Below are 12,545 nucleotides of genomic sequence, written 5' to 3' on the forward strand. Positions count from 1 at the left end.
CGGACGGCGCACGCGATCCACCCGCGGACCGGGAACCGGAGAGTGGCCCGGCTGTTGACGCTCCAGCGCACGGCCGGCAACGCCGCGGTCCGGCACCTGGTGGAGCAGCGTCCCTCCACCGGCAACGACGTGGTGCCCGTGCAGCGGCGGCTGCGCCTGGCGGACCGCGACATCGGCGCGGAGGGGACACGGGCCGCCGAGGAGACGTGGCGCCGGGTGGAAGCTCTGCCGAGCTACCGACAGCGCACCCGCGACGAACAGGACCAGATGCGCAAGCAGTTCTGGAAATGGGTCGACGACGGCAAGATCGGCACGAAGGGCCCCAAGTCCCACCCGCTGTTCGGCAGCAAGAGGCAGGACCGCAGGTACGACACGGTCGATGAGCTCGAACTGGGCCTGTACGGGTGGGTGGCGGCGAAACCGGGGCGGCGGGCCGAGAAGGACCACGCCCACCTGATCGCGGGGAGCGCGGAGGTCAACACACGCCTCGACGGCATCCTCGTCGGGCTGTACCAGGCGGTCCTGAACCTCCCGGACGAGAACCGCCTCGCCGTCCTGCAGGAGCTCAACGAGAACGACGTGGACCTCGGCGACGGACCCAGAGCCCGCGGCACCTATCAGAAGTACTTCGAGGAGAAGGCCCGGAAGACCGGCGACCGGCGGATCGCCCCCACGATCACCAACGGCTTCCTCGACGTGCTGGCCCAGCCCTGGAGATACTCCTTCCGCGACAAGATGATCGCGATCCACGACCTCGAGGAGTACTTCGGGCCGGCCAAGAAATGGGTCCCACCGAGTGCGGGTGAGGGACTGCTGGACGTGCTGGAGCCCGACGAGATGTTGTCCACCGTGGGCTACCGGGACGGTGTGCGGCAGACCGACCCGAGTCGCGGACGCACTCGAGGACCCCGGAGGTCCCAGGGCACCCGCAACGAGCGCGACCCCGTCACCCGGTTCGCTCGGCAGCTCAAGCTCCCGATCTGGGCCGGCTCCTCGTCCACGGCGGCCCGGATGCTGAAGCTGGGCCAGGCCTCAGGTGCCGGCATCCGGGATCTCACGGTCCTGGCGCACAGCATCTTCGCCTTCTGGCGGGTCTCCTACGACCACACGTCGAGCCTGGCGCCCCACTCGATGCACGAGGTGATGGACATCGCCCAGAACTTCGGCATCCCCTACGACCCGCGCGACCCCTACCGCGAGCTCCGCTACAACGAGGTCGAGGAGCGGCAGCAGGAGCTCAAGACCGACATCGACAAGATCATCGACTCCTTTCTCGCCGGCATCGAGAGTTTCCGCCCCCAGCTGGAGCTGCCGGGCACGCACACCGGCCCCCGCGGACCTGCCACCGAGATCATCGACCACGCCGTCGAGGTCTTCACCGAGTTCAGAGCCCACTATCCGCGCATGGATCCGTCCGATCGGCCGAGAGCGTTCCGGGCGGTGCTCCAGTCCTTCACCACGCTGGCGGAGCTCGGGATCCAGGGCTGACGGCCGGAGTTGCCGTCCCTGGGGCTCTCTCCTCCGACTCTCCTCCCGCCGGGGGCGGTGGCATGATCACCGCCGTGTCCCGGACCGCGCTGGAGCTGCTCCGCCTGCTCGCGCAGGACGCTCCCGCCGAACGGATCGACGAGCAGTCGCGGGCACTCGCCGAGGCCGACCCGCAGACCGCGGCGGTGGCCCGCGAGCTCGCGTTGCGGGTGCGGAGCGGGATCGACGCGCAGCGCAGGCGGGAGGCCGAGCTGTCGGCGCTCGTCGACATCGCGCGCGACCTCGCGTCCCGGCCCGAGCCCGGCGGGGTGCTCGATGCGATCGTGCGGCGCGCCCGCAGCCTGCTGAGCACGGACGTCGCCTACCTGACCCTCGCCGACGCCGAGCAGGGCGACACGTTCATGCGGGCGACGGCCGGGTCGGTCTCGGCGGCGTTCCAGGCGTTGCGGCTGCCGCAGGGCGCAGGCCTCGGCGGCCTGGTGGCGCAGACCCGGCGGCCGTACTGGACCGCCGACTACCCGGGCGACGAGCGCTACGCCCACACCTCCGAGATCGACTCGGCCGTGGACGAGGAGGGGCTGGTCGCGATCTGCGGCACCCCGCTGCTGGTGGACGGCGAGTTCGTCGGCGTGCTCTTCGCGGCCAACCGCAGCCGCCGCCCGTTCAACCGCAGCGAGGTGGCGCTGCTCGGCTCGCTCGCCGCGCTCGCCGCCGTCTCACTCGTGCAGTCCCGGCGCGCCGCCGAGACGGCCCAGGCACTGGCGGCCCTGTCGAGCGCACACGCCGGGATCGAGCAGGCCGCGGCGGCGCACGACCGGTTCGCCGGGGTGGTGCTGTCCGGCGGCGGGGTGGACGACATCGCGGCCGCGCTCGGCGAGCTGCTGGGCTGCTGGGTGGCGGTGCTCGACGTCGACGACCAGCGGATCGCCTCGCACGGTCCCGCTCCCGCGCCCGGCCCCGACCACGACCCGCTGGCCACGGCGGAGGCGGTGCGCCATTCCGCCGCGTCGGGCCGGCTCGCGGAGGCGGGCGGGGTGTGGGCCGTCGTGGTGAGCGCGGCCGGCCAGCGGCTCGGCACGCTCGTGCTCGGCGGCTGCGCGCCGCTGGACAGCGGGCAGGGCCGCACCGTGGAGCGGGCGGCGATGGTGACCGCGCTCGTGCTGCTGTTCCGGCTCCGCGCGGCCGAGGCCGACCAGCGGGTGCGCACCGACCTGCTCGCCGACCTGCTCGGGCGCCCGGACGGCCAGATCGACGGCGCACTCGTCGAGCGCGGGCGGTTGCTCGGGCTGCGGCTGCAGACCCCGCACGTGGTGGCCGTGTGCCGCGGCACGCGGCGAGGGCTCCACCTGGCCGCAGCCACCGCGGGGGACGGCCGCGGGCTCGCGGGTGAGCACCACGGCGAGATCGTCGCCGTCGTGCCGGGACGCGACCCCTCCGCCGTCGCGGCCGTCCTGTCCCGTCGCCTGGGAGCAGACGACGCCCAGGTCACCGTGGGTGCCACCGGTCCGGTCGTCCCCGCCGCCGGCCTGCGTGACGCCCACGCCGAGGCCCGCCGCGTCACCGACGCACTGGCGGCGATCGGGATGCGGGCAGGCTCGGCCCACGACCTGGGGTTCGCGGGGCTGGTGACCAGCACCCCCGGCGACGTCGAGCGCTACCTGCACCGCGTCCTCGGCTCGGTGACCGAGTACGACACCCGGCGGGGCAGCGACCTGCTCGGCACGCTGGAGGCGTACTTCGCGGCGGGCGGCAGCCCCCGCCGGGCGGCGAGTGCGCTCCACGTCCACGTCAACACGGTGGCGCAGCGGCTCGACCGGATCGCGTCGCTGCTGGGCCCCGACTGGCAGGGCCCGGACCGGGCGCTGGAGATCCAGCTGGCGCTGCGGCTGCGCAGGATCCGCGCGGGCTAGCTCCGCCGCGTCCACAAGATCAACGTGCAGTCGTTCACCCGCGATCGTGGATCGTGAACGAGTGCATGTTCGGCCCGATGACAGGAGGGCTCGTGACCGCGTCGAACCCGTTCCTCGGGGCGCTGACGGGCGAGTACTACGCCCTGGGCCGCCCCGACTACCACCCGGCCGCGGTCGGGGCGGTGGCCCGGCTGCTGGACCTCGGTGATCCGCTCAGCCTCGCCGTGGACGTCGGGTGCGGCACCGGCATGTCCACGCGCGCGCTCACCGCCGTCGCGGCGCAGGTCGTCGGGCTGGACGTCTCGGCGTCGATGCTGCGCGCCGCAGCCCCGGCCGCCGGGGTCGGTTACCTGCAGGCCGGCGCCGAACGTCTCCCGCTGGCCTCGTGCTCGGCCGGGCTCGTCGTCACCGCCGCCGCGTTCCACTGGTTCGACCAGGCACGAGCCCTCGCCGAGGTGGCCCGCGTCCTTCGTCCGGGCGGCGGGTTCGCCGTGTACTCCGACTTCTTCAGCGGCCGGCTCGGCGGCGCCGATGCCCTCACGGACTGGCTCGCCGGCACCTACCGGCCGCGCTACCCGGGGCCGCCGAGACGCAGCCACTTCGACCGCGACGCGGCGGACGTCGCCGGGCTCGCGTTCGTCGGGTCGGAGGAGCTGCGGTACGACGTGCCGATGACCGCGGACGCGCTGGCGGATTACCTGCTCAGCCAGAGCAACGCGACCAGCGCGATCGACGACGGCCGCACCACCCGCGCCGAACTCCGCGCATGGCTCCTCGCCGAGTTCGAGCCGCGGATGCCGGCCGAGGTCGTCCGGGCCCAGTTCACGTGCACGGTGTGGTGCAGCCGGAAGTGACCAGGCCCGGGCGCCCCGCGACGGGGCGACTCACCCGCGCGAAACGGGCGACTCGCGGGGCAGGGGCGGGCGACTCGCGGGCGGGAAACGGGCGACTCGCGGGGCGGGGGGCGGGGGGCGGGGGCGGGGGCGGGTCAGGGGGACGCGCGGCGGCGGCGCACCAGCCCGACGAGGCCGCCGGGGGCGAAGAACACCACCGCAACGAACAACGTGCCCAGCACGAACGTCGGCTCCGACAGCGGCACGCGCAGCACGGCCGGGAGCCCGGCCACCGCGTCGGAACCGGCCAGCTCCAGCAACCGGTTGTCGAGGTAGGTGTAGAGCACGCCGCCGAGCACCGCACCCCACCTGCTGCCCGCGCCACCCAGCACCACCATCACCAGCAGCCCGAGGGTCAGCTCGCTGGTGGTGAGGGAGGGGGTCGCCCCGCCCACCACGAGCAGGTGGGCCACGCCGCCGAGCGTGCCGAGCAGGCCCGCCACCAGCACGGCGAGCAGCTGCGCCCGGTACACCGACAGGCCCAGCACCGCGACGCGTTCGGGGTTCTCCCGCGCCGCGGCCCAGATGTGTCCAGCGCGCGAGCGCACGAGCCAGGCCACCACCCCCCAGCACAGCGCCAGGTACGCCAGCGCGAGCCAGTACCGGTACGGCGCGTTGACGACGCCGACCAGCAGGTCCGGGAGGCCCTCGCGGTCGAGCGGGAGGCCCTCCTCGCCACCGGTGAGCCCGCCGGGGTTGCGCAGCACGAGGATCGACCCGGCCTGCGCGAACGCCAGCGTCACCATCGCGAACGCGATGCCGGTGACGCGCAGCGCGACCGCGCCGACGAGCAGCGGCAGGACCACGCCCACCACCACCGCGATCCCGACGGCGGCGGCCAGGCCCACTCCGGGCCGGGCCAGCGCCAGCGCGGCGGTGTAGGAGCCGGCCGCGACGAACAGCGCGTGGCCGAACGAGAGCAGCCCGGTGCGTCCGAAGAGCAGGTCGTAGGACAGCGCGACGCCCCCGAACACCAGGCAGAGCGCCAGTAGCTGCATCGACCCGGGGCTGTTCACCAGCCCCGGCAGCACCCCGGGCAGCGGCACCGAGACGTACGGCAGGGCCGCGAGCACCACGAGCATCACCACCGGCGCCACGGCCGAGCGCCACCACGGTGCGCGCCGCGGCGCCTCACCGGCCGTCGCCCGCTGCCGGACCTGCTCGACGATGCTCATGCCGTCCTCCCCGACAGCCCACCCGGACGCACGAGCAGCACCAGCGCGAGCAGCAGCACCACGGACAGGTCACCCACCCCGGAGGCCGTGTAGTAGTTCGCGAGCTGCTGCACCAGCCCGACGACGACCGCGGCCACCGCCGACCCGGTCAGCGAGCCGAGACCGCCGATCACGACGACGATGAACGCGAAGATCAGCAGCGAGGTGCCCTGTCCCGGCGACACGCTGCCCAGGTACACCGACCCGAGCACGCCGCCGAGTGCCGCGACCGCGCCACCGATGGCGAAGACCAGCGTGAACGTGCGGCGCACCTCGATGCCCAACGCCTCGACCATCGAGCGGTTCTCCACCCCGGCCCTGATGACCAGCCCGATGCGGGTGAACCGGAGCAACGCCAGGAGCCCGAGCAGCACCGCGACGGCGGCGACGAGGAGCACGAAGCGGTCGTTGGGGATCGCCGCGCCCCCGATCGTCGTGACACCGGACGCGAGCGCGGGCCGCGGGAACGGCAGCGGGTCGGCGCCCCAGATGCCGCGCAGCAGCGCCACGCCCACCAGCCCGAGCCCGACGGTGACCAGCACCTGCTCGATGTGGCGACGGTAGAGCGGCCGGATCAGCAGCAGCTCCACCCCGGCGCCGACGGCCGCCCCGACCACCACCCCGAACGCGGTGGCCAGCACGAACCCCCAGCCGTCACCACCGGCGCCGGGCAGCCCGCCGGACGCGGCCCACCACGCCGCGTAGGCGCCCGCGGCGAGGAACGCGCCGTGCGCGAAGTTCAGCACGCCCATCAGCCCGTAGATCAGGCTCAGCCCGGAGGCCACGAGGAAGTACAGGGCCCCGAGCCCCAGCCCCGTCGCCAAGAGCAGTACGAACGTACTCACGAACGGCTCCCCACTCCGAGCAGCTCCCTGGTCCGGCCGTGGTCGGCCAGCAGCTCGTCGGCCCGTCCCGTGTGGACGACGCCGCCGGCGTCGAGCACCACGACGTCCCCGGCGAGCCTGCGCACCACGGGCAGGTTCTGCTCCACCAGCAGCACGGGCGTCACCTGCGCCACCCGTTCCAGCGCGGCCGCCACCTCGGTGACCAGCCGCGGCGCGAGACCCTTGGTCGGCTCGTCGATCAGCAGGAGCCGGCTCGGCGGGAGCAGTGCCCGCGCGAGCGCCACCATCTGCTGCTGCCCACCCGAGAGCGTCCCCGCGCGCTGCTTGCGGCGTTCGGCCAGCTCCGGGAACAGCTCGTGCACGAGCGCCGCGCGTTCCGGCTCGGGGTCGGGGCAGGCCAGCCGCAGGTTCTCCGCCACCGTCAGGGTCGCGAACACCTCCCGGTCCTCGGGCACGTAGCCGACGCCCTGACGCACCACCCACGGTGTGCGCCCGCGGCCGATCTCGTCGCCCGCGAGCCGGATGGAGCCGGTGCGCGGCACCAGCCCGACGACGGCACGCAGGGTCGTGGTCTTGCCGACGCCGTTGCGGCCGAGCAGGGCGGTCACCCCGGTCGGCGCCACGGTCAGCGACACCCCCTGCAGGACGTGCGAGCCGCCGATGCGGACGTGCACGTCGTCCAGCTCGAGCACGGGAGCGTGTGTCACAGCTCCTCCCCCAGGTACGCCTGCTGGACCGTGGCGTCGGCGGTGACCTCGGCGGGCGAGCCCACTGCGAGCAGCCTGCCGTGGTGCAGCACCGCCACCCGGTCGGCCAGCCCGAGCACGACGTCCATGTGGTGCTCGACCATGGTCACGCTGACCCCGCCGGCACGCAGGCCGCCGATCAGCTCGACCAGAGCGGGCACGTCCTCCACCGACACCCCGGCCATCGGTTCGTCGAGCAGCAGCACCGACGGCTTCCGGGCGAGTGCGATCGCGATCTCGAGCTTGCGCTTGTCGCCGTGGGAGAGCTCGCCTGCCGTCGCCGTGGCGCGGTGGGCCATCCGGACCTGCTCCAGCAGCGCGTCGGCCTCGGCCAGCTCGTCGCGTCCCTGCGCCCCGCGCAGCACCGACAGCGGGCCCGGCCTGCGGCTCTGCACCGCCAGCCGGACGTTCTCCCTGGCCGAGAGACCACCGAACAGGCTGGAGGTCTGGAACGTCCGGCCGAGGCCGTGCCGGGCGCGGGCGGCGGCCGACGCGCGGGTCACGTCCCGCCCGCCCAGCTCGACGGTGCCGCTCGTCGGGCGCCGCACCCCGGAGAGCAGGTGCAGGAGCGTGGACTTGCCCGCGCCGTTCGGGCCGATCACGGCCAGCAGCTCGCCGTCGCGGACGCCGAGGGTCACCTCCGCGAGGATCACCGCGCCGCCCACGACCCAGCCGAGGTCGTGGGCGGCGAGGACCGGGGCTGCCGTGGCGGTGACGTCGACCGGGCTCACTTGACGGGTGCGACGGGTGGGGCCACCGCGTCCGGGGAGAGGGTGTCGACGAGCTGGGGCGCGAAGCCGCCGCCCGAGGGCGTGAGCCGTGCGGTGAACATCGGCTGCAGCACGGCGTGGTCCTCGGCGCGGATCGTCGTCTCACCCTTCGGCCCCGTGAACGTCCAGCCCTCCAGGGCCTTGGCCATCGCGGCGGTGTCGTCGCTGCCCTCCTCGAGGGCGTGCACCACCATCTGGGCGGCCACGAACCCGTCGTTGGTGAACAGGTCGACCTCGGCGCCCTGCTTCGCGAGGCCCGCCTCCAGCGCCTTGTAGGCCTCGTTGGAGGTGGCGCCGGGGAAGAAGTGCGACAAGAAGTGGATCTTGTCGGCGGCCGGGCCGAAGATCGGGTAGGTGGCCTTGATGTCCAGCCCCGTCACCACCGTGGACGCCTCGAAGGCGCCCTGCTGCTGCAGGGTCTGCCACATCTGGGTGGCGTTGGCGCCGGCCCAGGCGACGAACAGCAGGTCCGGTGCGGCGTCGACGGCCTGCCGGGCGAAGGGGGTGAGGTCGGTGGCACCAGCGGGCACCAGCACCGGGGTGACCCGCGCGCCCTTCCCGCCGAGCACGGTGGTCACCGCCTGGGCGTTGGCCTGCCCGAAGGCGCTGTCCTGTGCGAACACGATCACGGAGCGACCGGCCGGGTCGCCGACGATCGTCCCGGCGGTCAGCACGTCCTGGTAGGTCTGGCGCCCCGAGCGGAAGGTGTACGCGTTCGCGCCGGTGACCGCGTCGGTGGCGGCCGGGCCGGAGATGAACAGCACCCGGTTCTCCTCGGCCAGCGGCGCCACCTGCAGTGCCACGCCCGATGCCGTCGACCCGGCGATCACCTTGTAGCCCTGTCCGATCAGGTCGGTGGCGGCGGCGACTGCCTTGGCCGGGTCGCCCGCGTCGTCGGCCTCGGTGATCTCGACCGAGCGCTCGCCGACCTTCCCGGTGCCGCCCGTGGCGTAGTCCAGGCCGGCCCGGAACCCTGCCGCGTACTGAGCGCCGTAGCTCGCGAGGGGGCCCGTGGTGGAGTGCACCAGTCCGACCCGCAGCGGCGCGGTCGCGCCGTCGGCACCGGAGCCCTCGCCGCTCGATCCGGGCGCGCCGCAGGCGGCGAGCAACACGGCCAGTACGACGATGAGCAGGGCCGCTGGAGAGCGACCGGAACGCTGGAGCATGACTCCTCCTCGAGCACACGCGGGGCTGCGAGGACGCTACGAAGCACGGGACCGGTCGACCATGGGCGCCGACGCCACAGCGGTTACCTCCGGAGTGTGGTCAGCGCACTCCCCGCCGCGACTCGCCCATTCGGCGCATTCCACGTGCCGCCGAACGCGCAACTGCACCGCTTCCCGGCGGCAAGAGGGGTACGCCGATCACAGATCGTGTTCCCCCACTCGACGGAGAGTACGGATCGACCGAAACCAGACGAAGTGTCAGCCGTTGTTCCGAGTGACCGGGGCCGGCGGACAATGGGGAGCCTCCGCCGGCACCGGTTGATCCCCCGGGTCAGAGCAGCCGGAACACCGGGTACCCCGGAGCGATCGCGAGCAGCTGCTCATCGCTCGCCGAGGCATCGACGCCGTCGAAGAACACTCCGACCTCGAACTTCCACCGCCGCAGGTACTCCCGCAGCACGGGGGGCTTGTCGGCGTCGACGAGCTCGGTGGCGGTGAACGCCTCCACCCGTCGGCCGAGCCGCAGCTCTCCCCCTCCGGCGACCCGGAGGTTGCGTACCCACTGCGTGTGCCCGCGCGGGGCCACCAGGTACCGCACACCCTCGTGCACGAGCGGGTTGACCGGAGTGGTTCGCCACTCGCCGCTCTTCCGGCCGCGGACGGCGAGCAACCGGGAGCCGAAGACACTCAGGCCGAGACCGGTGAGCCGGCCGACGATGCTGTTGAAGACGGCGGTGCCCCGGGCGGCACGGATGTTGCGGGCACTGGTCATGGTGGCTCTCCTCGTCAATTCGAGAGCAGCGCTCTCGTTCACGAGCAGTGAACCAGGTGTGGTCGGCAGCGTCAAGAGCACCGCTCTCGTTCGGGTCCGGCGATCTCGCTACTCGACGAGCAGCAGGTCGAACGCGTCGTCCCCGATCCAGACCCGCAGGCCGTCGCCGTCGTCGGTGATGAACCCGTCCTCCTCCTCGCCGAGCTCACGAGAAGCCCCGAGGGCGCGTGCGGAGAACTCGACGCGACCCTCGCCGACCTCGCGGGGCCGGTACTCGGACGCGAGCCGCGCGGTGCGGCTCTCGGTGGCGAGCCAGCGCGCGTTGTCGGTGCCGACCTCGGCCACCCACCGTTCTTCACCCATGGGGCCGGAGTATGGCGCTGATCAGCGGGGCGCGACCAGCACCAACGGCGACTCGGTGGGGTGCTGCGCGGCCGCGAGCGCCCGGCGCGCCCGGTAGGCCCGGACGCGCTGCACCAGTGCGAACAGCCCCGCCGTCAGGACGGCCATCACCGCACCGGCGAGCAGGCTCAGCAGCGGGCTGCCCCCGGTGATCGGGCCGAGCAGCAGCCCGATCAGCAGCATGTAGACGCTCCACGCCGCGGAGCTGGCCACCGACCCGACGAGGAAGCGGGGCACGTCCAGCCCGAAGCGGCCGGCGGCCGCCGTGCTCACCAGCCGCCCGCCCGGCACGAACCGGGCCCCCACCAGCACGGTGCCGGGCCGCAGCAGCAGGTGGCGGCGGACCCACGACGACAGTCCACCCTCGCACTCAGTGGCGCGGGCCAGCACCCGGTGCGAGGAACGGCCGAGACCGAAGACCAGGAAGTCGCCCGCGACCGAGCCGATCAGAGCGGCCACGAACAGGCCGGTCACCGCCAGCGCGTTGTGCGTGCCGAACGCCACGGAGGCCGCGCTCATCAGCAGCGTCTCGCTGGGCAGCACCGGAAAGGGCCCGTCGATGGCGATCAGGACCACGAGCACGGGCAACAACCAGGGGCTGTGCAGGATCGCATCGCAGACGGCCACGACTTCCAGCACGATGGGCGGGTCCTCTCGGGTGCGGTCGTACGCAGGCGCGAGGCCCACATCTGGGGAGCTCCTCCCAGAGTGACAGATGGACGGCGGGCAACCAGTGGTGGTACCCGGATGACCCGGACGGAGGTTGTCCCCACCGTCCGAGCTCGTCGTTGCTCCGTCCGCAACCACTCCGTCGCGCACGTTCTTCCCGCGCGCCGCCACATAGAGTTCGACGTACCGGGGCGGACGCTCACGAGGAGGCTCCCATGGATCGACGACGTACGGCGCTCCGCGCCGTCGCCGTGATGGTGGTCGCCGCGCTGCTGGCACTGGCAGGCCCGGCAGCTGTCGCCGTCGCCGCCCCGGCCGCACCGGCTCCCACCCAGGCCGGCGAGGGCACCATCTCGCCCGGCGCCCTGATGATCAGCCCGATCGACGACGAGAGTGCCAACGCCTGCACGGCCGCCTTCGCCTTCTCCGGTGGCGGGAAGACCTACCTCGGCTACGCCGCCCACTGTGCGAGCGCAGGCGCGTCCACTGACCTGAGCGGCTGCCAGGAGCAGACGCTCCCGCTCGGCACCACCGTCCGCATCGAGGGCCGAGGGGGCGCCACCGGCACCGGCCGGCTCGCGTACAGCTCCTGGGCCACGATGAAGGAACGCGGCGAGACGAACCAGTCGCTGTGCCTCTACAACGACTTCGCCCTCGTCCAGCTCGACTCCGCCACGGCTGCGGCGGTCGACCCGAGCGTGCCGATCCTCGGCGGCCCCACCGCGCTGGACACCAACGGCACGGCCAACGGGGAGCCGGTGTTCAGCTACCAGCCGAACAACGGCGGCACGGTGGTCAAGGAGGGCAAGGCCGTCAGCGAGAGCGGCGGCGGGCGCGCCCACCGCGTCGACACCGTCCCGCCGGGGCGCCCCGGTGACTCCGGCAGCGGCTACCTCGACGGGGAGGGCAGGGCGTTCGGCGTGCTCAGCACGCAGTTCCTCGACGGCACCGGCACCAACGGCGTCACCGACCTCGCGATGGCCCTGAACTACGCCAACCGCTACGGCGGCATCGGGCGGGTCTCTCTCATGGCGGGAACGAAGCCGTTCACTCCGCCCCGGAGCTGATCCTGGATCGCCCGATCGATGACATCCCCATCTTGCATCGAAGGAAATCTGTAGTTATCGTTGTAGCTATCGGAGCGGTCGAGGCCCTCCTCACCGCTCCGGACGCATCGCAGCTTCAGTGTCGAGCAGGAGAGGAGTGGCGAGCGATGCTGATGCGTACCGACCCCTTCCGGGAGCTGGACCGCCTGACCCAGCAGGTGTTCGGCAACGCCCCGGGCACCTGGTCGCGTCCCACGGCGATGCCGATGGACGCCTACCGCGCCGGTGACCAGTTCGTGGTGGCCTTCGACCTTCCCGGGGTGTCCCCCGACGCGATCGACCTCGACGTCGAGCGCAACGTCCTCACCGTGAAGGCCGAACGACGCCCGGCCGCCGGCGGCGAGCACGTCGAGTTCCAGGTGGCAGAGCGCCCGCTCGGGGTGTTCTCCCGCCAGCTGTTCCTCGGCGACACCCTCGATGCCGACCACATCGACGCGACCTACGAGGCGGGCGTGCTGACGCTGCGGATCCCTGTGGCGGAGCAGGCCAAGCCCCGCAAGATCGCGATCGCCGACGTCGAGAGCGAACAGAAGCAGATCAACGCCTGACCGCAGCGATCACCCG

13 protein-coding genes are annotated in these 12,545 nt (G+C 73.1%); 5 read left to right on the plus strand and 8 right to left on the minus strand.

What is annotated here, in order from left to right:
• The first annotated feature begins 42 nt into the window (after positions 1-42).
• The 3 genes from ACQPZA_RS28645 (at position 43) to ACQPZA_RS28655 (ending at position 4,252) form a co-directional block, all read left to right on the plus strand.
• The gene (locus ACQPZA_RS28645) at positions 43-1,488 is read left to right on the plus strand and encodes a hypothetical protein (protein ID WP_433275256.1); all 1,446 of its coding nucleotides are present in this window, start codon (positions 43-45) and stop codon (positions 1,486-1,488) included.
• 62 nt (positions 1,489-1,550) lie between these two features.
• Complete coding sequence (locus ACQPZA_RS28650; RefSeq protein WP_433275257.1) at positions 1,551-3,398, plus strand: helix-turn-helix domain-containing protein; 1,848 nt, start codon at positions 1,551-1,553, stop codon at positions 3,396-3,398.
• Positions 3,399-3,490: 92 nt separating this feature from the next.
• Positions 3,491-4,252: a class I SAM-dependent methyltransferase gene (locus ACQPZA_RS28655; RefSeq protein WP_433275258.1), complete on the plus strand. Its 762-nt coding sequence runs from the start codon at positions 3,491-3,493 to the stop codon at positions 4,250-4,252.
• Positions 4,253-4,386: 134 nt separating this feature from the next.
• Here the strand turns inward: ACQPZA_RS28655 and ACQPZA_RS28660 are convergent, their stop codons facing one another.
• The 8 genes from ACQPZA_RS28660 to ACQPZA_RS28695 all read right to left on the minus strand — a co-directional run bounded on the left by ACQPZA_RS28660 (position 4,387) and on the right by ACQPZA_RS28695 (position 10,845).
• A complete protein-coding gene (locus tag ACQPZA_RS28660; protein ID WP_433275259.1) occupies positions 4,387-5,466 on the minus strand; it encodes a branched-chain amino acid ABC transporter permease in 1,080 nt (359 codons plus the stop codon).
• Positions 5,463-6,350, minus strand: coding sequence for a branched-chain amino acid ABC transporter permease (locus tag ACQPZA_RS28665; protein WP_169400049.1), 888 nt, complete (start codon positions 6,348-6,350; stop codon positions 5,463-5,465). Before ACQPZA_RS28665 ends, ACQPZA_RS28660 begins: the two co-directional genes overlap by 4 nt.
• Positions 6,347-7,057, minus strand: a complete 711-nt coding sequence (locus ACQPZA_RS28670) for an ABC transporter ATP-binding protein (RefSeq protein ID WP_433275260.1) — start codon at positions 7,055-7,057, stop codon at positions 6,347-6,349. Before ACQPZA_RS28670 ends, ACQPZA_RS28665 begins: the two co-directional genes overlap by 4 nt.
• Complete coding sequence (locus ACQPZA_RS28675) at positions 7,054-7,827, minus strand: ABC transporter ATP-binding protein (RefSeq protein ID WP_433275261.1); 774 nt, start codon at positions 7,825-7,827, stop codon at positions 7,054-7,056. Before ACQPZA_RS28675 ends, ACQPZA_RS28670 begins: the two co-directional genes overlap by 4 nt.
• Positions 7,824-9,032, minus strand: coding sequence for a substrate-binding domain-containing protein (locus tag ACQPZA_RS28680; protein WP_433275262.1), 1,209 nt, complete (start codon positions 9,030-9,032; stop codon positions 7,824-7,826). Before ACQPZA_RS28680 ends, ACQPZA_RS28675 begins: the two co-directional genes overlap by 4 nt.
• Positions 9,033-9,363: 331 nt before the next feature.
• Positions 9,364-9,804: a nitroreductase family deazaflavin-dependent oxidoreductase gene (locus ACQPZA_RS28685; protein WP_169400053.1), complete on the minus strand. Its 441-nt coding sequence runs from the start codon at positions 9,802-9,804 to the stop codon at positions 9,364-9,366.
• 108 nt (positions 9,805-9,912) lie between these two features.
• Positions 9,913-10,167, minus strand: a complete 255-nt coding sequence (locus ACQPZA_RS28690) for a hypothetical protein (protein ID WP_169400054.1) — start codon at positions 10,165-10,167, stop codon at positions 9,913-9,915.
• A gap of 21 nt (positions 10,168-10,188) precedes the next feature.
• The gene (locus ACQPZA_RS28695; RefSeq protein WP_433275263.1) at positions 10,189-10,845 is read right to left on the minus strand and encodes a DedA family protein; all 657 of its coding nucleotides are present in this window, start codon (positions 10,843-10,845) and stop codon (positions 10,189-10,191) included.
• 245 nt (positions 10,846-11,090) lie between these two features.
• Here ACQPZA_RS28695 and ACQPZA_RS28700 point away from each other — a divergent pair, with 245 nt between their 5' ends.
• Both ACQPZA_RS28700 and ACQPZA_RS28705 read left to right on the plus strand, forming a co-directional pair.
• On the plus strand, positions 11,091-11,942 hold the full coding sequence (locus tag ACQPZA_RS28700; protein ID WP_169400056.1) for a serine protease: 852 nt from the start codon (positions 11,091-11,093) through the stop codon (positions 11,940-11,942).
• A gap of 146 nt (positions 11,943-12,088) precedes the next feature.
• Entirely contained in the window at positions 12,089-12,529 is a 441-nt protein-coding gene (locus ACQPZA_RS28705) for an Hsp20/alpha crystallin family protein (protein ID WP_433275264.1), read from the plus strand.
• Positions 12,530-12,545 lie beyond the last annotated feature (16 nt).

The sequence above is a fragment of the Pseudonocardia xinjiangensis genome (assembly GCF_050948425.1).
GTDB classification, from domain to species: domain Bacteria; phylum Actinomycetota; class Actinomycetes; order Mycobacteriales; family Pseudonocardiaceae; genus Pseudonocardia; species Pseudonocardia xinjiangensis.